The organism is Streptomyces sp. NPDC093109 (assembly GCF_040701725.1).
Classification (GTDB): domain Bacteria; phylum Actinomycetota; class Actinomycetes; order Streptomycetales; family Streptomycetaceae; genus Streptomyces.
Window position 1 is genome coordinate 95,330 of record NZ_JBFBEZ010000008.1, and the last position, 21,522, is coordinate 116,851.

Annotated in this window: 16 protein-coding genes, 1 tRNA gene and 1 pseudogene; 6 read left to right on the plus strand and 12 right to left on the minus strand. The window is 70.5% G+C overall.

The window, feature by feature from the left end:
* Window positions 1–10: 10 nt before the first annotated feature.
* Window positions 11–1,075, plus strand: coding sequence for a sugar phosphate isomerase/epimerase (locus tag AB0389_RS10830; protein WP_366394998.1), 1,065 nt, complete (start codon window positions 11–13; stop codon window positions 1,073–1,075).
* A gap of 58 nt (window positions 1,076–1,133) precedes the next feature.
* Here AB0389_RS10830 and AB0389_RS10835 read toward each other — a convergent pair.
* From AB0389_RS10835 to AB0389_RS10855, 5 genes and pseudogenes are all read right to left on the minus strand, one after another.
* Window positions 1,134–1,340: pseudogene (locus AB0389_RS10835) on the minus strand (hypothetical protein); the annotation flags it as partial.
* A gap of 186 nt (window positions 1,341–1,526) precedes the next feature.
* The gene (locus AB0389_RS10840) at window positions 1,527–2,915 is read right to left on the minus strand and encodes an OFA family MFS transporter (RefSeq protein WP_366394999.1); all 1,389 of its coding nucleotides are present in this window, start codon (window positions 2,913–2,915) and stop codon (window positions 1,527–1,529) included.
* Window positions 2,916–3,056: 141 nt separating this feature from the next.
* Window positions 3,057–5,165, minus strand: a complete 2,109-nt coding sequence (locus tag AB0389_RS10845; RefSeq protein WP_366395100.1) for an acetate--CoA ligase family protein — start codon at window positions 5,163–5,165, stop codon at window positions 3,057–3,059.
* A 104-nt stretch (window positions 5,166–5,269) separates the two neighbouring features.
* A complete protein-coding gene (frc, locus tag AB0389_RS10850) occupies window positions 5,270–6,544 on the minus strand; it encodes a formyl-CoA transferase (RefSeq protein WP_366395000.1) in 1,275 nt (424 codons plus the stop codon).
* A gap of 13 nt (window positions 6,545–6,557) precedes the next feature.
* Window positions 6,558–8,240, minus strand: a complete 1,683-nt coding sequence (locus tag AB0389_RS10855; RefSeq protein ID WP_366395001.1) for a thiamine pyrophosphate-binding protein — start codon at window positions 8,238–8,240, stop codon at window positions 6,558–6,560.
* Window positions 8,241–8,706: 466 nt separating this feature from the next.
* Between AB0389_RS10855 and AB0389_RS10860 the strand changes: the two genes are divergently transcribed.
* A tRNA-Leu gene (locus AB0389_RS10860) sits at window positions 8,707–8,791 on the plus strand.
* A 111-nt stretch (window positions 8,792–8,902) separates the two neighbouring features.
* On the opposite strand, the gene AB0389_RS10865 is transcribed toward AB0389_RS10860, so the two are convergent.
* From AB0389_RS10865 to AB0389_RS10890, 6 genes are all read right to left on the minus strand, one after another.
* Window positions 8,903–10,375: an aldehyde dehydrogenase family protein gene (locus AB0389_RS10865; RefSeq protein ID WP_366395002.1), complete on the minus strand. Its 1,473-nt coding sequence runs from the start codon at window positions 10,373–10,375 to the stop codon at window positions 8,903–8,905.
* 77 nt (window positions 10,376–10,452) lie between these two features.
* Window positions 10,453–11,595 carry a M20 family metallopeptidase gene (locus AB0389_RS10870; protein ID WP_366395003.1) on the minus strand — a complete coding sequence of 381 codons (1,143 nt, stop codon included), beginning with the start codon at window positions 11,593–11,595 and terminating at the stop codon, window positions 10,453–10,455.
* A complete protein-coding gene (locus AB0389_RS10875; RefSeq protein ID WP_366395004.1) occupies window positions 11,595–12,269 on the minus strand; it encodes a DUF1028 domain-containing protein in 675 nt (224 codons plus the stop codon). Before AB0389_RS10875 ends, AB0389_RS10870 begins: the two co-directional genes overlap by 1 nt.
* A complete protein-coding gene (locus tag AB0389_RS10880; RefSeq protein ID WP_366395005.1) occupies window positions 12,266–12,736 on the minus strand; it encodes a RidA family protein in 471 nt (156 codons plus the stop codon). The genes AB0389_RS10875 and AB0389_RS10880 overlap by 4 nt, the downstream gene beginning before the upstream one ends.
* 14 nt (window positions 12,737–12,750) lie before the next feature.
* Window positions 12,751–14,091 carry an NAD(P)/FAD-dependent oxidoreductase gene (locus tag AB0389_RS10885; protein ID WP_366395006.1) on the minus strand — a complete coding sequence of 447 codons (1,341 nt, stop codon included), beginning with the start codon at window positions 14,089–14,091 and terminating at the stop codon, window positions 12,751–12,753.
* Between the two features lie 252 nt (window positions 14,092–14,343).
* Window positions 14,344–15,300: a LysR family transcriptional regulator gene (locus tag AB0389_RS10890; protein ID WP_366395007.1), complete on the minus strand. Its 957-nt coding sequence runs from the start codon at window positions 15,298–15,300 to the stop codon at window positions 14,344–14,346.
* 243 nt (window positions 15,301–15,543) lie between these two features.
* Between AB0389_RS10890 and AB0389_RS10895 the strand changes: the two genes are divergently transcribed.
* Together AB0389_RS10895 and AB0389_RS10900 are read left to right on the plus strand one after the other, a co-directional pair.
* On the plus strand, window positions 15,544–16,974 hold the full coding sequence (locus AB0389_RS10895; RefSeq protein WP_366395008.1) for a cytosine permease: 1,431 nt from the start codon (window positions 15,544–15,546) through the stop codon (window positions 16,972–16,974).
* 81 nt (window positions 16,975–17,055) lie between these two features.
* Window positions 17,056–18,615, plus strand: a complete 1,560-nt coding sequence (locus tag AB0389_RS10900; protein ID WP_366395009.1) for a GMC oxidoreductase — start codon at window positions 17,056–17,058, stop codon at window positions 18,613–18,615.
* 39 nt (window positions 18,616–18,654) lie between these two features.
* On the opposite strand, the gene AB0389_RS10905 is transcribed toward AB0389_RS10900, so the two are convergent.
* Entirely contained in the window at window positions 18,655–19,299 is a 645-nt protein-coding gene (locus tag AB0389_RS10905; protein ID WP_366395010.1) for a class I SAM-dependent methyltransferase, read from the minus strand.
* A gap of 124 nt (window positions 19,300–19,423) precedes the next feature.
* Between AB0389_RS10905 and AB0389_RS10910 the strand changes: the two genes are divergently transcribed.
* Both AB0389_RS10910 and AB0389_RS10915 read left to right on the plus strand, forming a co-directional pair.
* Window positions 19,424–20,032, plus strand: coding sequence for an XRE family transcriptional regulator (locus AB0389_RS10910; RefSeq protein WP_366395011.1), 609 nt, complete (start codon window positions 19,424–19,426; stop codon window positions 20,030–20,032).
* Window positions 20,033–20,117: 85 nt separating this feature from the next.
* Complete coding sequence (locus AB0389_RS10915; protein ID WP_366395012.1) at window positions 20,118–21,512, plus strand: ferredoxin reductase family protein; 1,395 nt, start codon at window positions 20,118–20,120, stop codon at window positions 21,510–21,512.
* The last annotated feature ends 10 nt before the right edge of the window (window positions 21,513–21,522 follow it).

The window sequence follows — 21,522 nt, forward strand, 5'->3', positions numbered from 1 at the left end:
AGTTCCGTTTATGAGCCGCAAGAAGTCAGCCGACCCCGAACTCGCGCACCGGCTCAGCAGGCGCGGCATGCTCGGCGTCGCCGCCGGGGCCTCCGCCGCCGCGGTGTTAGGCGCATCCGCCGTTCCCGCCGCCGCCCACGGCAGCGCGGAGCACAGCACGGGCAGGGGCCCGAGCCCGGCCAAGGGCAAGGGACAGCCCGTCCTCACCCCCGGCCGGCTCGGCGTCCAGCTCTACTCCCTGCGCGACAAGGTCTCCACCCTCGGCTTCGCCCAGGTCTTCGACGAGCTGGAGCGCTTCGGCTACGACGAGATCGAGTTCGCCGGCTACACCCAGGGCACCGCCGGAGCGATCACCCTGCCGCAGCTCAAGCGGCTCGCCAAGGACCACGGCCTCAAGGCCATCGGCAGCCACGTCAACTACTACGACAACAACAACCCGAACGCCTACAGCTTCGCGCAGAACCTCACCAAGGTCCTCGACGACGCCCAGGCCCTCGGCCTCGAACACATCGGCACCGCCTCGGGCCCCTTCCGGTACGGATCGACCGTCGACGCCTGGAAGCGGGCCGCCGCGGACTTCAACGCGTACGGCGAGGCGGCCCGGCGGCGCGGCCTGAAGTTCTACCAGCACAACCACGCCGAGGAGTTCTCCTTCGCCACCGACCGGCCGGACGTCCGCCTCTACGACGTGCTGCTCGCCGAGACCGACCCGAACCTCGTGTATCTGGAGATGGACATCTACTGGGCGTTCGCCGGCCAGTTCCGCTTCAGCAGAACCCCCGAGGGCCGGCCCGCCCCCTTCGACCCGCTGCGCTACGTACTGAAGCAGCCCCACCGCTACCCGCTCTTCCACGTCAAGGACGGCATAGCGGACATCGCCGCCCGCGACGGCTACCGCATGGTGGACGTCGGGGACGGCGACATCGACTACAAGGGCTTCATCTCCGCGGTGAACAAGACCCGGGACGGGCGCCGCACGCACCACTGGCAGGTGGAGCACGACCAGCCGGTGGACTCGATCGCCTTCGCCCGCAAGTCGGCGGCGCATCTGCACTCCCTGCGCGAGAAGTGCTGACCCGCGTCCACCACCGGACCCGCGCGCACACCCGCACCAGGGCGGCCCGCCGCACGGCTCACACGCCGCGCGGCGGGCCGCCCGGCTGCCGCAGCAGCAGCGAGACCATGCCGTAGTTCGACGCGTTGTTGTTCTCCCCGAAGTAGTCGGGGACCAGCGTGGCGAAGAGCGGATAGAGCGCGCCCCCGCCGAAGCCGGACAGGAACGCGAAGACCAGGAACAGCGTCTGGTTCCGGATCTCCCCGGCCCACAGCACACCGAACTGCAAACACACTGATGGCGAGCATGGCGAGCCATGGCAGCGCCACCATCGTCCAGCGGGGCAGACCGAGGATCTGCCGGTCGGACTCGCCGACCCGGTAGATCCGGCCGTGGGAGTCGGTGATTTCGCGGTAGTCCGCGCCGGGCCGGAGCCGGCGCGGACGTACCTGAGAAGGGTTCCGCTGTCATATCAGGCGATATCCCGGCTGATGGGGTTCGGATTGGGTCGGATCTTCCGCGGGTCGGGCCTCCCCGGCGCCTTCAGGAACAGCGCCAGTACGGCGGAGGCGAGACCGATGCTGCCCGCGATGACGAACGCGCCCGCGTAGTCCCAGGCGGCCACCACGACAGCCCCCATACCGGACCCGACCAGGCCCGATACGAGTTTCGAGCTGTAGACCATGCCGTAGTTCGAGGCATTGTTGTTCTCTCCGAAGTAGTCCGCCGTCATCGCCGCGAACAGCGGGAAGATCGCGCCGCCGCCGAAGCCGGAGACCATCGAGCAGAGGAGGAAGAACGGCATGCTGCCCAGCGTCCCGGAGACCAGCACACCGAACTGCGCACCGCCCAGCACGAGACAGACCAGGACCAGGGTGTGCCGGCGCCCGTACCGGTCGGAGATCCAGCCGATGACACCGCGCCCCGTACCGTTCACGATCGCCTTGAGGGACATGGCGGTGGCCACGATCCCGCCGGCGAATCCCATGTCCTTGCCGAACGGCACCTGGAACGCGATGCCGAAGATATTGATGCCCGCGGTACAGAGCAGACAGAACCACATCATCCACATCACCGGGGTACGGGCCGCCTCCCGCGGGGTGAACTGCTTCACCGCCGGCGGGTTCTTCGCCAGCGCCCGCCGGACCCGCGGATCCTCCGACACCGTGAGCGGGTCGGCGCCGACCGGCCACCAGGACCGGGGCGGATCACGGAAGAACCAGCCGGCGACCGCGACGACGAGACAGCACAGCACACCGACGGAGACCAGCACACCGCGGTAGTTGCTCAGATCCAGATACGAGGTGAAGAGAAAGACGAACGGCACGGAACCGTAGGCGAAACCACCGTTGACCAGGCCGGTCTTACCGCCCTTGCGCTCCGGATACCACTTGCCGACCGTATTCACACAGGTGGCATAGACCAGACCGGCGCCGATGCCGCTGAACATCCCGAAGCCGATGTACGCCACGATCACATGCGGCGCGAAGGCGAGCGAGACATAGCCGAGCAGCGTGCCCAGCGCGCCGAGCAGCATGGCGTGCCGGGCCGGCAGCCGGCCGCTCTCCCGCAGCTGCCCGGCGGGGAAGGCGACGGCCGCCTGGAAGAAGATCCAGACGCCCATCAGCCAGAAGATGTGTCCGCTGTCCCAGAGATGGGCCTCGTGCAGTGTGTCCTCCGCCGAGGTGAACGCGTACTCCGAGGAGCTGATGCCGAGCATCCCCATCCAGGGGAACAGCACCATCGTCCAGCGCGGCCGGCCCATGATGTCCCGGTCGGTCTCACCGATCCGGTACACCCTGCCATTGCGGTCCGTCACCTCGTGGAAGGGGACGGCGCGATTCACTTGAGTGGTTGCCATTGGTCTCGCACCCCTTGCATCGAAAGAACTGGCCAGCGCCCCCTGTCCAAAAACTTTCGTGCCGTGCCCGGGTGGGATCAGCTCATCGACCGCCCCCCAACAGCCCCGCCGCCCAAGCCGCTGCCGGCCGCTGCCGGTGTGTCACAGCAGCCCCGCCGCTCGCGCCCACCGGTACTTCGCACCCAGCACCTCGACGGGCCGCTCCGTGGTGTACGGGTACGCCACCACCCCGCGCTCGAAGAGGTACTGGCACGCCTCCTCGACCTCGACATCGCCCGCGAGCGACGCCACCACCGGCTTCTCGACACCGCGCGCCCGGAACTCCGCCACCACCCGCGCTGTCAGCTCCGCGAAGACCATCGGCGGAGTGACGATCGTGTGCCAGTAGCCCAGCACCAGCGCGTGGATCCGCGGATCCTCCAGACCGAGCCGGATCGTCGCTTCATACGTGGACGGCGGCTCGCCGCCGGTGATGTCCACCGGATTGCCCGCCGCGCCGAACGGCGGGATGAACCGCCTGAACGCCTCGTCGAGATCCGGCGGGATCTCCATCAGCGAGAGGCCGTTGTCGACGATGGCGTCCGAGAGCAGCACCCCGGATCCGCCCGCGCCCGTGATGATGACGACGTTGTCGCCCTGCGGAGTGGGCAGCACCGGCAGCGCCCGCGCGTACTCCAGCATCTCGCTCAGGCCCGGCGCCCGGATCACCCCGGCCTGCCGCAGGATGTCGTCGTAGACCGCGTCGTCCCCGGCGAGCGCGCCGGTGTGCGAACCGGCCGCCCTGGCGCCGGCCGCCGTACGCCCGGCCTTGAGGACCACCACCGGCTTCTTCGGTACGGTGGCCCGCGCCGCCGTCACGAAGGCGCGGCCGTCCTTGAGGTCCTCCAGATGCATCGCGATGCACTCGGTGTGCGGGTCCTCGCCGAACCAGGTCAGCAGATCGTCCTCGTCCAGATCGGACTTGTTGCCGAGCCCGACGATCGCCGACACGCCCGTCCTGGTGGTCCGCGCGAAGCCGAGAATGGCCATACCGATCCCGCCGGACTGCGAGGTCAGCGCCACCCCGCCCTTGACGTCGTACGGGGTGCAGAAGGTGGCGCAGAGGTCCTGCCAGGTGGAGTAGTAGCCGTAGATGTTCGGTCCGAGCAGCCGTACGCCGTACCGCTCGGCGATCTCCACGATCCGGTCCTGGAGGGCGTGTTCACCGGTCTCGGCGAAGCCGGAAGGGATCAGTACCGCGTTGGGCACGCCCTTGCGGCCGACCTCTTCCAACGCCGCCGGCACGAACTTCGCGGGGATCGCGAAGACCGCCACATCGGGCTCACCCGGAACATCCATCACGCTCTTGTACGCCTTACGGCCGAGTATGTCATCGGCTCTGGGGTTCACCGGGTGGATCTCGCCCGGAAATCCACCGTCGATGAGGTTCCGCATGACCGAATTGCCAATCTTTCCCGGCTCGTTGGAGGCGCCGATCACCGCCACCGAGGCGGGCTTCATCAGCCGGCGCATCGAGCCGAGGATCTCCGCGCGGCTGTACGCGCGCCGCCGCACCGGCGGCGTGTCCGACAGCAGGATCCGTACGTCGGCGGCCATCACCCCGCTCGCCGACGCGAACACCGGGTTGAGGTCGACCTCGGCGATCTCCGGGAAGTCGGCGGCGAGTTGAGACACCCGCACGATCAGTCCGGCCAGCGCCCGCCGGTCGACGGCGGCGGCGCCGCGCACCCCGCGCAGGATCTCCGCCGCGCGGATCCCGTCCAGCATCGACAGCGCGTCGTCCTCGGAGGCCGGGGCGAGCCGGAAGGTGACGTCCTTGAGGACCTCCACCAGCACCCCGCCGAGCCCGAAGGCCACGATCTTGCCGAAGGTGGGGTCGGTGACCGTACCGATGAGCACCTCGGTGCCCGTCGGCACCATCTGCTGCACCTGTACGCCCAGGATCCGCGCGTTCGGTTCGTACGTACGGGAGTTGGTGACGATCGAGGTGAAGGCGCCGCGCACCTCGGCGGCCGAGGCGAGGCCGGTCCGTACCCCGCCGGCCTCCGTCTTGTGCGGGATCTCCGGCGAGACGATCTTCATCGCGACCGGGAATCCGATCCGCGCGGCCAGTGCCACGGCCTCGTCGGCGGTCTCGGCGAGCGCCTCGGCGGGGGTGGGGATGCCGTACGCGTCCGTGACGGCCTTGCCCTCGGGCGCGGTGAGGGAGGTGCGGCCCCCGGCGAGCGCCGCGTCCAGCAGCGCCCGCACGGTCTTGCGCCCCGCGTCGGTGAGAAGGGCGCCGCCCGCGCCGGCCGTGGTGTCCGTCCCGGCCGTGCTGTCCGTCCCGGCCGTGCTCTGTGTGGTGTCCACCGTCAGATGACTCCGTCCGTCTTCAGCAGCCGCAATTCCTCTTCGCCCAGCCCGAGTTCGCCGATGTACACCTCCGCGTTGTGTTCACCGAGGAGCGGTGGGGTGACCACGTCGACGGGGGAGTCGGAGAGCTTGAGCGGGGAGCCCACGGTGGTGAACGAGCCCCGCCGGGGGTGCGGGACCTCGACGACCATCTCGTTGGCCGCCAGCGAGGCGTCCTCGATGATCTCCCTGGTGGAGAGGATCGGACCGCACGGGATGTTGTGGGCGTTGAGCCGCTCCAGCACCTCCCACTTGGGCAGGGTGGCCGTCCACTCCTCGATAAGCTGGAACATCTTGCCCAGCTTGGGCAGCCGGACCTCCGGGGTCGCCCACTCGGGATCGTCCGCCAGCTCGGGCCGGCCGATCAGTTCGGTGACCGGCCGCCACCCCACGGGCTGCACGATCACATACACGTAGTCGTTGGGTCCGCCGGGCGCGCACCGGACGGCCCAGCCGGGCTGCCCGCCGCCCGACGCGTTGCCACTGCGCGGCACCTCGTCGCCGAAGTCATCGTTGGGATACTCGGCGAGCGGCCCGTGCGCCAGACGCTGCTGGTCGCGGAGTTTCACCCGGCAGAGGTTGAGCACCGCGTGCTGCATCGCGACATTGACCCGCTGGCCGCGCCCGGTGTGCTCCCGCTGGAAGAGCGCGGCGAGGATCCCGGCGACGGCGTGCACCCCGGTGCCGGAGTCGCCGATCTGCGCGCCGGTGGCGAGCGGGGGACCGTCCTCGAAACCGGTCGTGGCCATCGAGCCGCCCATGGCCTGCGCGACCACCTCGTACGCCTTGAAGTTGGTGTACGGGCCCTCGCCGAAGCCCTTGATCGAGGCGTACACGATCCGCGGGTTGATCTCCTGGATCCGCTCCCAGGTGAAGCCCATCCGGTCCACGGCGCCGGGGCCGAAGTTCTCGACCAGGACATCGGAGCGGCGGATGAGCTCCGTGAGGAGCTCACTTCCGCGCTCCGTCTTGGTGTTGAGGGTGATGGAGCGCTTGTTGCAGTTGAGCATCGTGAAGTACAGCGAGTCGACGTCCGGGATGTCGCGCAGCTGCCTGCGGGTGATGTCGCCGGCCGGTGCCTCCAGCTTCACCACGTCCGCGCCGAGCCAGCCGAGCAACTGCGTTGCGGATGGCCCGGACTGAACGTGCGTCATGTCCAGCACACGGATGCCGGAGAGCGCCTTGGCGCCTGCGACAGGACCGGGGTCCGCGGGGGTGTCGAGAGCCTGGGTCATGGGAGGGGCTCCTTCACTTGTACATGGTCTGGTTCATGGTTCCTGGGGCGTACGCGTCGGGGTCGACCCAGACGTTGATGAGCGACGGCAGCCCGGACTCGCGGGCGCGCCGCAGCGCGGGCGCGATGTCGGCGGGGTCGCGCACCTCTTCGCCGTAACCGCCCAGCATCTGGGCGAACTTGTCGTAGTGCACATCGCCGAGGGTGTTGCCGACCCGCTCGCGCTCGTCGCCGTACTTGGCCTTCTGGCCGTAACGGATCTGGTTCATCGAGGAGTTGTTGCCGACGATGCCGACGAACGGCAGGTTGTAGCGGACGAGCGTCTCGAAGTCCCAGCCGGTCAGCGAGAACGCGCCGTCCCCGAAGAGCGCCACGACCTCCTTGTCGGGCCGCGCCTTCTTGGCGGCGAGGACGAAGGGCACCCCGACGCCGAGCGTGCCGAGCGGCCCCGGATCCATCCAGTGGCCCGGGGACTTGGGCTGGACGACCTGGCCGGAGAAGGTGACGATGTCGCCGCCGTCACCGATGTAGATGGAGTCCTCGGTGAGGAACTCGTTGATCTCACTCACCAGCCGGTACGGATGGATCGGCGACGCGTCCGAGCGCAGCTGGGGCAACCGCTTCTCGATCGCGGCCTGTTCGGTGGCGCGCAGCTCGTCGAGCCACGCCTTGCGCCTGACCGCGCCGCCGTTGAGGCGCCCGCTCGCGGCCTGGGTGACCGACGCAAGGACGAGCCCCGGGTCGCCGACGATACCGAGGTCGATGTCCCGGTTCTTGCCGACCGTGCGGTAGTCGAGGTCGATCTGGACGACGGTCGCGTCCGGCGAGAGCCGCTTGCCGTACCCCATCCGGAAGTCGAAGGGCGTACCGACGATGACGATGAGGTCGGCGTTCGAGAACGCGTAGCGCCGGGAGAGCTGGAAGTGGTGCGGATCGCCGGGGGCGAGGGTGCCGCGGCCCGCTCCGTTCATGTACGCGGGGATGTTGAGCGTCCGCACCAGCTCGATGGCGCTGTCGGTGCCCCGGGTCGTCCACACCTGGCTGCCGAGCAGGATCGCCGGCTTATCGGCGTGGATCAGCAGATCGGCGAGCTTCTCGACGGCCTCGGGGTCGCCGGCCGAGCGGGTCGAGGCCCGGTACCGGTCGGCCTCGGGCACCCGGGCCTTCGCCACCGGCACCTTCGCGTCGAGCACATCGCGCGGGATCTCCAGGAACGACGGCCCGGGGGCGCCGTGGAAGCACTCGCGGAAGGCCATCGACACCATGTCGGCGGCGCGCGCGGTGTCCGGCACGGTGGCGGCGAACTTGGTGATCGGCGTCATCATGTCGACGTGCGGCAGGTCCTGGAGGGACCCCATCTTGTGCTGGCTGTGGGCCCCTTGACCGCCGATGAGCAGCATCGGGGACTCGGCGCGGAACGCGTTGGCGACGCCGGTGACGGCGTCCGTCGTACCGGGTCCGGCGGTGACCACCGCGCACCCGGGCTTGCCGGTGATCCGGGCGTAGCCGTCCGCGGCGTGGGCGGCGACCTGCTCGTGGCGTACGTCGACGACTTCGATGCCCTCGTCGACGCAGCCGTCGTAGATGTCGATGATGTGGCCGCCGCAGAGCGTGTAGATGACCTCGACACCCTCCGCTCTGAGTGCCTTGGCGACCAGATGTCCACCGGAGATGAGTTCCTGGCTGTCGTCGGGCATGAGGAGGTCCCTGTCCCTTCGTTGGGATCGGTACATTGACTCGCACATTGCATACAGTCGACGAATACTGTATGAAGCTTGTTATCCTCCATCGGGCGGACGGTGTCCAGAGGGCGTGCGGCGCTTTCGGCGAAAGGAAGCCGACATGGATCTGTACGAGCACCGGGCGAGGGAGCTCTTCGCGACGGGTCGGCTCGACCCCCGGCGAGACGGCGCGGCTGGTGCGGGAGCGCCTCGGCCGGCGGGGCGCGGAGCGCGGCGCACGGACCACCGCAGGCCGCGCCCGCACAACACGACACAACGCGACACATCACAACAGCACACCAGATCCGCGCCTGCCGTAGCCCCCCACCTCACGCCACCACCCGGCCCCGCTCTGACCACCGGATATAGGGGTGAGACCCCCCGCGAACCCCTGGTATTGTTGACCACGTCGCCGCGGCCACAAGCCACGGTTCGACCACTCGTCCGGGTGGCGGAATGGCAGACGCGCTAGCTTGAGGTGCTAGTGCCCTTTATCGGGCGTGGGGGTTCAAGTCCCCCCTCGGACACAACAGAAAAAGCATCACCTCGCGAGGTGATGCATGAGTGATCAGGTCCGGGCAGAGCTTCTTCTCTGCCCGGACCTGCTGCTTCGCGCCGGGCTTCGGTCGGGGACCGGATCAGCCGTAGGCGATCCACGTGGTCTTCAGGCCGGTGTACTTGTCGAAGGAGTGCAGCGAGAGATCGCGGCCGTGGCCGGACTGCTTGAATCCGCCGAACGGGGTGGACGGGCTGAGCGCGTCGACGGTGTTGACCGAGACCGTGCCGGCCCGGAGGGCGTCGGCGACGCGGTGGGCTCGGCCGAGGTCCCGGGTCCACACGGATGCGGCCAGGCCGTAGGCGGAGTCGTTGGCGAGACGGATCGCCTCGCCCTCGTCGTGGAAGGGCAGCACCGCGAGAACGGGACCGAAGAGCTCCTCCCGCACGAGCGGTGCGTCGGCCCGCAGGCCGGTGACGACGGTGGGGTCGAGGTAGGCGCCTTCGCGGTCGGGGCGCGTGCCACCGCACACGAGGGTGCCGCCCGACGACTCGACGGCCGCGAGGACGCGTTCCACCTGGGCGCTGTCGACGAGCGGGCCGAGGCGGGTGGCGGGGTCGAGCGGATCGCCCGGCCGCCAGGTACGGGCGTGTGCGGCGACGCGGGCGGTGAACTCCTCCGCGACGGAGGCCTCGACCAGCAGCCGGGTGTTGGCGGAGCAGACCTGGCCGGCGTTGTAGATGAATCCCCAGGCGGTGCGTTCGGCGGCGGCCTCCAGGTCGGCGTCGGCGAAGACCAGGTTGGGGCTCTTGCCGCCGGCCTCGGGCCAGACCTGTTTCATGTTGGACTCGGCCGAGTAGGCGAGGAACTTCCTGGCGACGGCGGTCGAGCCGGTGAAGACAAGGGTGTCCACGTCCGGGTGGAGGCCGAGCGCGCGTCCGGCGGTCCCGCCCGGTCCGGGGACGACGTTCAGCACCCCGTCGGGGAGCCCCGCCTCGGCGGCGAGCTCGGCGAGCAGCAGCGCCGACAGGGGAGACTGCTCGGCGGGTTTGAGGACGACGCTGTTGCCGGCGGCCAGGGCGGGGGCCAGCTTCCAGCTCGCGAGGTCCAGGGGGAAGTTCCAGGGCACCACCGCGCCCACCACACCGAGCGGGGCGCGTCGTACCAGGGCGAGGTTGCCGGGCGGCGTGGGGGCGATCTCGTCGTAGAGCTTGTCGACGGCCTCGGCGTACCAGGCGAAGACGCCGGCCGCGCCGGGGACGTCGGTGCCGTACGATTCCGCGATCGGCTTGCCCATGTCGAGGGTGTCGCAGAGGGCGAGCTCCTCGCCGTTCTCCTCGATGAGGCGGGCGAGGGCGAGCAGGACCCTCTTGCGCTCGGCTGGTGCGGTGCGTGACCAGCGGCCGTCCTCGAAGGAGGTACGGGCCGCGGCAACGGCGCGATCGACGTCGGCGGCCGAGGCAGCCGCCACCCGGGCAGTGACCTCGCCGGTGGCCGGGTTCACGGTGGGCAGCAGGCCGCCGTCCACCGGGTCGGCCCATGCTCCGTCGATGAACAGCCGCGTGCGGGGTGCGAAGTCGGCGGCGCGCTGCCGCCAGGAGGAGTGCGTTGTCATGCTTCTGCCTTCCATTGCGTCATGGGGCGTGCGTCATGGGGCGGGGGAGAGCCCACCGCGGCCGGGGCTCTTCGGCGTCACGAGGCTCGCCCCGCCGTCGTGACCCGGTCCACTCCGGTCCAGGCCAGTGCGACCGCCCCGTCGAGCAGCGCGCGTTCGGCGGGTCCGCCGACGCAGAACGCGGCGAACTCGTGCTGGTGGTTGGTGGCGGGCAGGGAACCGATCCCGATGTACGGGTGGATGGCCGGCACCACCTGGGAGACGTTGCCCATGTCCGTGGAGGCGCGGTTCATCCGTGCGGCCTGGCCGGGCGGGGCGAACTCCCGCCCCAGGGCTCGGGCGTTGAGCCGGTAGTGCCCGAGCGCGGTCTCGTCCGTGCGGAACTCCGCGTACGGTTGGCTCTCCGGCTCGATCTCGATCTCGCAGCCGGTGGCGAGGGCCCCGGCCTCGAAGGCCCGCATGACCCGTGGCTCCACCTCGGCCAGTTCGGCCAGCGTCTCCGCCCGTACGTACCACCGCCCCGAGGTACGGCCCGGGATGGCGTTCGGCGCGTCCCCCGCGTGGGTCACCACCCCGTGCACGCGTGCCGAGGCGGGGAGTTGCTGGCGCAGGAGCCCGATGGCGACCTGTGCCACGGTGAAGGCGTCGGCGGCGTTGATCCCGGCTTCGGGGTAGGCCGCGGCGTGGGCGGACTGCCCGGTGTAGGAGATCCTGGAGTGGCTGACCGCGAACGGGCGGGCCTCGGCGACGTCGACGGGAGCCGGGTGCACCATCATGGCCAGGTCCACCCCGGTGAAGGCGCCCCGGTCCAGCATCTCGATCTTGCCGCCGCCGCCCTCCTCGGCGGGTGTGCCGTAGACCTCCACGGTCAGCCCCGCGTCGTCGGCGACGGCGGCGAGCCCCAGGGCGGCGCCGACCGAGCTCGCGGCGATGAGGTTGTGTCCGCAGGCGTGGCCCAGACCCGGCAGCGCGTCGTACTCGGCGCACAGCGCGATCCGGACGGGCCCGCTCCCGTACCGGGCGTGGAACGCGGTCTCCAGGCCCAGATAGGCCGGGGTGACCTCGAAGCCGGCCCGGTCGAGCAGCTCCGGTACGGCGGCGGCGGCACGCCGCTCCTCCCAGGCGGTCTCCGGATCGGCGTGCAGCCGCTCGGAGAGGGCGATCAGCTCCGTGGCGTGACGCTCGACCTCGCGCCGGGCGGCCTCCTTCAGCGTGCCCATCACAGATCGCCCGGAACGCCGTACGACGGTGCGGAGGCGGGGTCGAGACCGCGCCGCACATAGTCGTCCCGCTGCGGCAGCCATACGTCGACGAGCCCGGCGAGCCGCTCGACGGGGTCGTCGGCCCAGTCCACCCGCAGGTCGGTCACCCGCCAGCCGGCGTCCGCGACGACCGCGAGACCGGCGGAGTGCACCGGCCCCTCCTCGCCACCGGCCGCCAGAGCCGCCCGGAGCGCGGCCACCAGACGCTCTTCCAGTTCCCCGCCGGTCGTGAACCAGGTGTCGAGGAGGACGTCGGGGATATGGGTTCCGGCCAGCATGTTGCCCGCCGCCACCGCGCCGTCGGCGGTGGCCGAAGCGTGGGTGCCGAGTGTGTGCGGGCCGCTGAAGGCGTGCCCGGGGCCGGAGCGGCCGAGGACGGTCAGCTGCCGGTACCCGATGGTCGCCGCGTTGCCGTCCGCGCCGGTGACCTCCGCCAGCGCGCGCGACGCGTCACCGTGCGCGGCGAGCCGGTCGAGCAGACCGGTGCCGAGGGTGGGGTCGGTGATGTTCTGCGAGGCGGCGGCGCCGACGCCCGGCCGCAGATGCGCGCAGCGCGCCGCGACCGCCGGGCTCGACGAGCTGACCGCGATGCCGAACCGGCCGCCGTCCCTGACCACGAGGGAGAAGGTCATGTCCGCCGCCCCTCCGGGATCACCGCGACGGCGTCGATCTCGCACAGCCACTCGGGCCTGGCCAGGGCGGAGACCACCAGGCCGGTGGAGATGGGATGCACGCCCCTGGTCCAGCGGCCCACCGCGCGGTACACCGCCTCCCGGTACCGGGGATCGACGAGGTAGATCGTCAGCTTCACCAGATGGTCCATCCGGCTGCCCGCCTCTTCGAGGAGCATCTTGATGTTCGCCATGGCCTGCTCGGCCTGCGCCCCGGCGTCACCGAGGCCCACGGACTCGCTGGTGGCGAGGTCCTGGCCGATCTGCCCGCGGACGTAGACGGTGTTCCCCGCGACGACGGCCTGGCAGAGGTCGTTGTCGAGGTTCTGCTCGGGATACGTGTCGCGGGTGTTGAACGGGCGGATCCGGGTGTGGCCGCCGGCGACGATCGGGGCCCGTACGGGGCGGCCCTCGGCTGGGGAGGTCATCGTGTACTCCTCGGTCACTTCTGGGGCGCGGGCGTGGTGCCGGGCAGACCGGCGGTGGCGGGCCGGTCGTCGGTGGCGGACCGGCCGTCGGCGCCAGGCCGGTCGTCGGTACCGCCGTACGTGAGATAGCTCCGCCGGGTCGTGATGTGGTCGGCGACATGACGGGCGTCGTGCCAGACACCCCAGATGAAACTCGATCCGCGCCGGGACAGCCACGGCAGGCCAAGGAAGTACACACCGGGCTCGCGGGCCACCCCGCGCCGCTGGTCCGGACGGCCCTTCCCGTCGAACGCGTCGACCTCCAGCCAGCCGTAGTCGGCGGCGAAGCCCGTCGCCCAGACGATCGACGTCACCCCCGCCTCGGCCAGGTCGAGTTCCAGGAGGGGAGAGGTCACGCACTCCGGGTCGGGACCGAGGACATGGGCTTCCGGTTCCTCGGGCAGACCGAGCCCGTACCGCTCGACGTACGCGTCGGCCGCGCGGAGAAGTTCGAGATACTTGGCGTCGCCCTCGGCGATGTTCGTGGCGAGGTCCGGGGCGAAACGCAGGGTCCCGTCGGCGTGGGACGCGGTCAGTCCGACGAGCTGGATGCCGTCCGCGGCCAGCGTGCGGAAGTCGACGGTGTGGCCGCCGCGTGCGCCGCTGACCGCGATGGTGACGTGCTCGGCACCCTGCGGGGGCGCCTCCGCGTCCCAGCGCCCCAGTACGCCCAGCCACCAGCAGAAGTCACGCCCGCGGTACTCGCGGGGAGGCCGGTCATGAGGACCGACGGAGAGGAAGACGCGGCGTCCGGAACGGCGCAGCTCGTCGGCGATCTGCACGCCCGAGGAGCCGGCCCCGACCACGAGGACCGCGCCGTCGGGCAGCTGCCCCGGGTTCCGGTACCCGCTGGAGTGGATCTGTACGGAGACGGCGCCGTCCGGAACGATGGGCGGGATCACCGGCCGCTGGAACGGCCCGGTCGCGGCCACGACGAAGCGCGCGTCAATGGCGCCCGCCGATGTCTCGACCCGGAAACCGGGGCGGCCGGTGTGCCTGCGTACCGAGGTCACCTCGACCCCGCACCTGACCGGGGCGCCGATCTTCTCGGCGTAGGCGACGAAGTAGTCGGCGACCTGCTCCTTCGACGCGAAGCCGTCGGGGGCGACGGCGGAGAACTCCATTCCGGGAAACCGGTCGTGCCACGCGGGCCCGTTCGCGACCAGGGAGTCCCACCGCTCGGAACGCCAGCGCTCGGCGACGCGGTGCCGCTCCAGGACGATGTGCGGGATGCCCGCGGCGCCCAGATGCTCGCTCATCGCCACACCCGCCTGGCCCGCCCCGACGACGACTACCTCGGTCTCTTCCATCGACATAGCAACCTCCGCTCGGGCGGCACTCCCGCCCGTGCGTCGATGTGACGGTGCTGCCGCTGAAGCCATCCTTGGACCTGCGGAAAGCCGTGTCCAACAGATGTTTCAGCTACAGGGCATCAGATCAACAGATGCAGAAGGCCGGGGAGTGCGGCGTGCCGCGGCGTAAGCCGACCCCGACATATCGACCTGTTCCGTCTCACCTGTCGACCGCGTCCGGAGACTTTTTCTCGTAACCCGGCGGAAACATACCCCTCAGTGGTCGCCCCGGCCGTCCGTCGTCGCCGGGCGGGGCATGCTCACCGTACGCAGCGCCACCTCGCGGATCACGGTGGACACCGCGCGGGCCCGCGCGCTCTGCCGTACACCGCGCAAGGAGGCGACCACGACAGGCAGGGACGGCACGGCGTCCGCGATCGGCAGTGCGGTCACCGGGTGGCCGTCATAGGTGAGGTCGTGCGCCGGCCGCTGATTGAGTATGGAGAATCCGTGCCCGTGGGCGACCAGGGAACGGACCGTCTCGTAGCTGCCCGAGCGATGCCGGATGTCCGGCTCCAGGCCGGCCGACGACAGCACGCGCAGGAAGTAGTCCCGGCTGTAGGGCAGGTCGAGCAGGATGAACTTCTCCGTCGACAGCTCCCGCAGGAAGACCTGCTTGCCCTTGGTGAGGGGATGGTCCGGGGGCAGGATCACGTGCGGCGGCACCTGCACCACGGTCTCGCGGGCGACATCCTCCCCCAGCGCGAAGTCGTACCCCAGCAGGAGTTCGGCCCGGCCGGTGCGCAACGCCTCCCTGCCGCCCTCGGCGTCGACCTCCTCCACCGCGATGTCCAGATAGGGGTGCACCGCGCGGCACCTGGCGATCAGGCTGGGCAGCATGAACGGCGCGAGGGTGACGAAACACGCGATGCGGAGCGTGCCGCGGACCTGGTTGTCGAACCCGCGTGCGGCGTCCAGCGCGCCGTCGAGGCTGAGCAGCAGCGCCCGGACATCCCCGAGGAACTGCAGGCCGGCGGCCGTGAGGATCAGGCCCTTCGAGCGCTGCCGGATGAAGAGCTGCACCCCCACCTGCTGCTCCAGCTGCCCGATGGCCGCGGAGACAGCGGACTGGGCGACGAAGAAGTCCTGTGCCGCCGCGGTCATGCTGAGCCGCTCGGCTGCCGCGACAAAGTAGTGCAACTGTACGAGGGTGACCTCCGGGCGCTTGCTCAACTCGTTCTCCCTCGCTTCACTTCGTGTCTTCCTCGTACGGAGTCGCGTACCGCGCATCCGTTTCCACCGTGCTACGCCGGAGCACCGATCGGATTGCCCCTTCTGCTTCCTCAGTAAAAGTGATGCAATGCTTCTCGAATTCTTGTTTGTCTGATGCCATGCCGTCGGCGGAGCATACTCCCCAAGCATTCGCGCCCGGTCGTTTCCGACCGCATTCGCCCCTCCGTCCCGAGAAGGTGCCGTATGACTGATGCCAGCGCATCACGGGGTTCCGCCGTCGAGGTCCGCACGATCGACCACATCCCGGTCACCGAGCGACACGGCACCGCCCGCAATCTGTTCACCATCTGGTTCGGCTCCAACATCATGCTCCTGACCGTGGCGACCGGTGCCGTGGCCACCGTCGTCTACGGCCTGCCGGTGTGGGCCGCCGTCCTCGCCGTGGCAGTGGGAAACATCGTCGGTGGTGTCGTCATGGCGCTGCACGCCGCGCAGGGGCCGCAGCTGGGTGTGCCCCAGATGCTCCAGACCCGGGCGCAGTTCGGCTCCTTCGGCAGTCTCCTCGTGGTCGTCCTCGTCGTGGTCATGTACGTGGCCTTCTTCGCCTCCAACCTGGTGCTCGGCGGCCAGGCCGTCGCCTCTCTCCTGCACATCGGCCAGGACCTGGCCATCACACTCATCGGTGTGCTCAGTGTGCTCGGCGCCATCGTCGGTTACCGGTTGATCCACGCCTTCAGCGGCGTCCTCAGCCTCGTGGCCGGCGTCGTGCTCGTTCTCGCCTTCGTCTGGGGACTGGGCGTCAACGGCACACCCGCGCACACCTGGACGTCGGGCAGCTTCACGGCGGCCGGCTTCATGGGCACCGTGTCACTGGCCGCGCTGTGGCAGATCGCCTACGCCCCGTACGTCTCCGACTACACGCGCTACATGCCCCGGGACACCGGCGTGCGCCCCGCCTTCTGGGCCACCTACGGCGGAGCAGTGCTCGGCTCGCTCTTCCCGATGATCCTCGGCACGCTCGTCGGTGCCGCGTACCCCAAGGACGACACCGTCCAGGGCCTCGGCCAGTTCACCCACGGTGTCGGCGGGCTCGTCGTCGCGGTGTTCGGTCTCGCCATCGCGGGCACCAACGCCATGAACCTCTACTGCGGCGCCCTGTCCACCATCACCATCGGCCAGACGCTGTTTCCGCGCTGGATGCCCCGTGCCCTCGGCCGCGGCGTGGTGTGTTGTGTTCTCTTCCTCGCCGCGCAGGCCATGGCGGTCCTGGGACGGGCCGACTTCCTGGTGAACTTCACCAACTTCATGACACTGCTGCTGTGTGTCCTGATCCCGTGGACCGCGGTCAACCTGATCGACTACTACGCGGTGCGCCACGGCGAGTACGACATCGACGCGCTCTTCGAACGCGACGGAGGCCGCTACGGCAGATTCAACGTCAACGCCATCGTCTGCTACGTCCTCGGCATCCTCGTACAGCTGCCCTTCCTGAGTACCACCATGTACGAGGGGCCCGTGGCGAAGGCCCTCGACGGCGTCGACATCTCCTGGGTCGTGGGCCTCGCCGTCATCTGCCCCCTCTACTTCTTCCTCATGCGCCGCACGCAGGGCACGGCCGCACAGCCGCCCGCGGCGCGGACGGACGCGCTCACCCCGGCCGCGAAGACGAACTGAGCACGGCGCCGCGCACTTCGTCCGGATCAGCCCGGTGCAGGACACTCTGCACATGTACGCCGCACAGGAGGTCACCCGGTCATGACGACACCATCGCCCGCCCCCACCGTCCCCGAGTACGACTACGTGGTCGTGGGCGGTGGTACGGCGGGATGCGTCCTCGCCTCCCGGCTCTCCGAAGACCCCGGGGTCAGCGTCGCGCTTCTGGAGTGGGGGCCGAGCGACCTGCACGAGGAGCGCGCCCGCGCGATCCGCCGCTGGGCGGAGATGGTTGAGAGCGAGTACGACCTCGACTACCGCAGTGTGCCCCAGGAGCGCGGCAATTCCGCTGTCAGGCAGACGCGGATGCGCATCCTCGGCGGCTGCTCCACCACCAACACGATGATCGCGTGGCGCCCGCTCGCCTCCGACCTCCGGGAGTGGGTGGAACTCGGCGCCACCGGCTGGACCCCCGAGGCCGTGCTGCCGTACTACGACCGGCTGCTGACGCCCATCCATCCCGTCGCGCCGCAGGACCGCAACCCCTTCGTCGCCGACGTCGTCGCCTCCGCGGCCAAGGCACTGGGCGTTCCCGTGCAGGACGAGTGGAACGACGGCCGGCTCGACGCCGGCGCGCGCGGCGCCGGCTTCTTCGAGGTGGGCTACACACCGGAGTCCAACCTGCGGTCCTCCACCTCCATCCACTACATCCACGCACTCGCCGGCTCCCGGCCCAACCTCCACGTCCTCACCGGGGCCCGCGTCAGGCGTGTCGTCCTGGAGCGCCGTGCGGGCGGTGTCCTCCGGGCGACCGGTGCCGAACTCGACGACGGCGGGCTCTGCGCGGCCCGGCGCGAGACGGTCATCAGCGCCGGCGCGATCGACACCGTCAAGCTGTTGCAGCTGTCCGGCATCGGACCGTCCGACGTCCTCGACGCCGCCGGAGTCGAGGTGCTCGTGAACGCGCCGGGCGTCGGCGAGAACCTTCAGGACCACGCGGAGGGGCTGGTGGTCTGGGAGTCCACCGGGCCGCCGCCGGCCACGAGCGCGAGCGGCTGGGACGCGGGCGCGATGCTCACCCTGACGGACCGCGAGGACGCGCCCGACGTCCTGATGCACTTCCCGGTCGAGCCCGTCGTCGACCATCCGCTGGCGCAGGGTGTGGTGTTCCCCGAGAACATCGTCGCGATCGCCCCGAACGTGGCCAAGCCCGCGAGCCGTGGCCGGGTGTGGATCGAGACGGCCGACATCGAAGAACCTCCGAAGATCGACTACCGCTACTTCACCGACCCGGCAGGCCACGACGAGAAGATGCTGCTCGCGGGGGTGCGCGCCGCGCGGCGGATCGCCGAGGAGGAGCCCATGCGCTCCTGGCTGGTGCGAGAGGTCTTCCCCGGCCCGGACGTGCAGTCCGACGAGCACCTCTCGCGCGTCGCCCGCGCCACGCACCAGACGGTGTACCACGTCAGTGGTACCTGCCGGATCGGCGCCGACGACGACCCGCTGGCCGTTCTCGACCCCGAACTGCGGGTACGAGGTGTGGAGGGGCTGCGCGTCGCCGACGCCTCCGCCTTCCCGACACTCACCGCGACCAACCCCGTGGTGACGGTCATGGTCCTCGCGGAACGGGCCGCCGACCTGATCACGTCGCACACGCCCTGACCGGCGGCCGTCCCGGGCGGCCGTCCGAGCAGGCCGCGTTCAGCGCCGGGTGGCGCGTACGACGACGTCGCGGAGGGGGACCGGCCGCCCCTCGGGGCCGGTGAGCGTACGGAGGTGCTCTTCGGCGGTGACGATCTCCCACTCCGTGCTGTCCAGACGCGCGGTGATGGCCGCGGGGGTGGCCGACGCCTCGGCGGGAGGGTGGTGGCCGTTGCCGTGGCCGTGGCCGGCCGGGTCCGGGGTGTGCAGATGGCCCACGATGAGCAGGGTGCCGCCGGGCGCCACCCATGCGGCGACGCGGTCGTAGAACTCCAGCTGGGGCATCGCCGGGTGGGCGTAGTGGGTCATGACCAGGTCGAACCGTACGTCCGGGGTCCAGGCGCCCAGATCGGCCTCGACCCACCGCAGCCGCTCGCCGGCCCCGCTCGTCGCCGCGCGCCCGGCGGCGCGGGCGAGGGCCTCGGACGAGATGTCGGCCGCGGTGACGTGCCAGCCGTGGGAGGCGAGCCAGATCGCCTCGGCGCCACTGCCGCACCCCGCGTCCAGTGCCGTGCCCGGTGCGAGACCGCCGGTCTCGCGCGCGAGATACGGGTTCGGCGGGTTACCGGCCATGGATCCGGAGCCCCCGGCCCGCCCCTGCCGCCAGTGCCGCTCCCAGTAGTCCTTGTCGAATCCGTGCGTCATGGATCGTCTCCTCGTTCGGTTCGCTCCTCAGGGTGCTGACAGCGAAGGCCGTGCGCAAATGCTGTTGCCGAATGGCAAAATGGCGGGATGGACGTAGGCGGGACGGATGTAAGGGATGTACGGGATGGATGAAAGCGTCGATCGCACCCTCGACGCCGTCGGACCGAGGCTGAAACGCCTGCGGCTCCGGCGCGACGTCACCCTCGCCGAGCTCGCGGCGGAGACCGGCGTCTCCGCCAGCACCCTGTCCCGGCTGGAGGCCGGGCTGCGCCGCCCCACGCTCGAACAGCTGCTGCCGCTCGCCCGCGCCCACGGCGTCACACTCGACGAACTCGTCGACGCGCCGCCGACCGGCGACCCCCGTATCCATCTGCGCCCCATCCCCTGCGGCGACGGCTCGGTCGTCCTGCCGCTGACCCGCAGGCCCGGCGGCATCCAGGCGTACAAGTTCGTCCTCCCGGCCGGACGCGACGACGACCAGCCCGACCTGCGCACCCATGAGGGCTACGACTGGGTCTATGTCCTCAACGGGACGCTCCGCCTGGTGCTCGGGGAGCGCGACCTCATCCTCGCGTCCGGAGAGGCGGCGGAGTTCGACACCCGCACCCCGCACTGGTTCGGGGCCACCGGCGCCGGGCCCGTCGAGTTCCTGAGCCTCATCGGAAGACAGGGCGAGCGCGCGCATGTCCGCGCGTCGCCCGGCACGGCGGGCCCCTCAACAGCGGACAAGTGATCCACTCATCCCGGTCACAAGAACTTCAAAAGGTTCTCTCAGACTGCGCTGCGACGCTGGCCGCTCACCGGCGAAGAGAGGCCCCATGAGCACCGCGACCCACGCGCGCAACGGTACGGACGGATCCGCGCCGCCGGGACAGCGGCACACACCGCGTCGGCTCTCCCGGCCGCGTTCGGCCGTTCCGCTGGTGGCGCAGGGCGTCATCTGGGGCGGGGCCGCCGGGGTGCTCGCCCTCTGGTGGGCGGACACCGAGGCGGTGGTGGGCGCGGCCGGGTGGGTGACGGACGCGGGGCGGATCACCGGGCTGCTCGCGGGGTACGCGTGTGCCGTGCTGGTGGCGCTGATGGCCCGGATTCCGCTTCTGGATCACAACATCGGCAGCGACCGGCTGGCGCGGTGGCACGCGATGGGCGGCCGGTACACGATCTCGCTGGTCACCGCCCATATCGTGCTGATCATCTGGGGCTACTCGCTCGCCGCGGACACCGGTGTGGTGGAGCAGACCACCACCTTCGTCCTGGACTACCCGGACATGCTCAAGGCGACCGCCGCCTTCCTGCTGCTGCTCGGGACGGCGTTCGTGTCGGCGCGGGCCGCGCGCCGCAGACTGCGCTACGAGACCTGGCACTACCTCCACTTCGCCACGTATCTCGCGGTGTTCCTCGCCTTCTTCCATCAACTCAGCAACGGCGCCGACTTCGTGGGCAACCGCCCCGCCCAACTCGCCTGGTACACCCTCTACCTGGGCGTCGCCGCGCTCATCCTCTGGTACCGCTTCCTCGCTCCCGTACGGCACAACCTGCGCCACCGGTTGCGCGTCACCCAGGTCGTCCCCGAGGCGCCGGGCGTCGTCTCCGTCCACCTGACCGGCGAGCGCCTCGGCGAACTGGGCGCGCGGCCGGGCCAGTTCTTCCGCTGGCGGTTCCTCGCCCCCGGACTGTGGGCGAGCGCCAACCCGTACTCCCTGTCCGCACCGCCACACGACCGTCTGCTGCGCATCACCGTGAAGGAGTCGGGCGACCACAGCGCGGCCCTGGCCCGCCTCAAGCCCGGCACCCGGGTCTGGGCGGAGGGACCGTACGGCGCCTTCACCGAAGCCAGGCGCCGCTCCCCGAACGTCCTGCTGCTGGCGGGCGGCGTCGGAATCACACCGCTGCGGGCGCTCTTCGAGACCCTGCCCGGCCAGGTGACCCTGGTCCATCTGGCGCGGCGCGCCGAGGACCTGGCCCTGCGCGGGGAGCTGGACGCCATCGCCGCCGCGCGCGGCGCCACCGTCCACTACCTCCTCAGCGAAGCCGCCGGCCAGGAGGCACCCGCACCCCTGACCGCCGACGGGCTGAGCCGCCTCGTCCCCGGTCTCGCCGCCCACGAGGTGTATCTCTGCGGCCCGCGCGGGATGACCGACGCCGCGAAGCGTGCCCTGGGCGACGCCGGAGTGCCGCGCCACCACATCCACCACGAGTCGTTCGAGTTCTGAGGAGACCCCC

Coding starts and splice junctions, on each gene's coding strand:
- AB0389_RS10915 (WP_366395012.1), top strand. CDS start 20,118: ATGAGCACCGCGACCCACGCGCGCAACGGTACGGACGGATCCGCGCCG.
- AB0389_RS10885 (WP_366395006.1), bottom strand. CDS start 14,091: ATGTCGATGGAAGAGACCGAGGTAGTCGTCGTCGGGGCGGGCCAGGCG.
- AB0389_RS10880 (WP_366395005.1), bottom strand. CDS start 12,736: ATGACCTCCCCAGCCGAGGGCCGCCCCGTACGGGCCCCGATCGTCGCC.
- AB0389_RS10875 (WP_366395004.1), bottom strand. CDS start 12,269: ATGACCTTCTCCCTCGTGGTCAGGGACGGCGGCCGGTTCGGCATCGCG.
- frc (WP_366395000.1), bottom strand. CDS start 6,544: ATGACCCAGGCTCTCGACACCCCCGCGGACCCCGGTCCTGTCGCAGGC.
- AB0389_RS10830 (WP_366394998.1), top strand. CDS start 11: ATGAGCCGCAAGAAGTCAGCCGACCCCGAACTCGCGCACCGGCTCAGC.
- AB0389_RS10855 (WP_366395001.1), bottom strand. CDS start 8,240: ATGCCCGACGACAGCCAGGAACTCATCTCCGGTGGACATCTGGTCGCC.
- AB0389_RS10870 (WP_366395003.1), bottom strand. CDS start 11,595: ATGGGCACGCTGAAGGAGGCCGCCCGGCGCGAGGTCGAGCGTCACGCC.
- AB0389_RS10900 (WP_366395009.1), top strand. CDS start 17,056: ATGACGACACCATCGCCCGCCCCCACCGTCCCCGAGTACGACTACGTG.
- AB0389_RS10905 (WP_366395010.1), bottom strand. CDS start 19,299: ATGACGCACGGATTCGACAAGGACTACTGGGAGCGGCACTGGCGGCAG.
- AB0389_RS10840 (WP_366394999.1), bottom strand. CDS start 2,915: ATGGCAACCACTCAAGTGAATCGCGCCGTCCCCTTCCACGAGGTGACG.
- AB0389_RS10895 (WP_366395008.1), top strand. CDS start 15,544: ATGACTGATGCCAGCGCATCACGGGGTTCCGCCGTCGAGGTCCGCACG.
- AB0389_RS10865 (WP_366395002.1), bottom strand. CDS start 10,375: ATGACAACGCACTCCTCCTGGCGGCAGCGCGCCGCCGACTTCGCACCC.
- AB0389_RS10910 (WP_366395011.1), top strand. CDS start 19,424: ATGGATGAAAGCGTCGATCGCACCCTCGACGCCGTCGGACCGAGGCTG.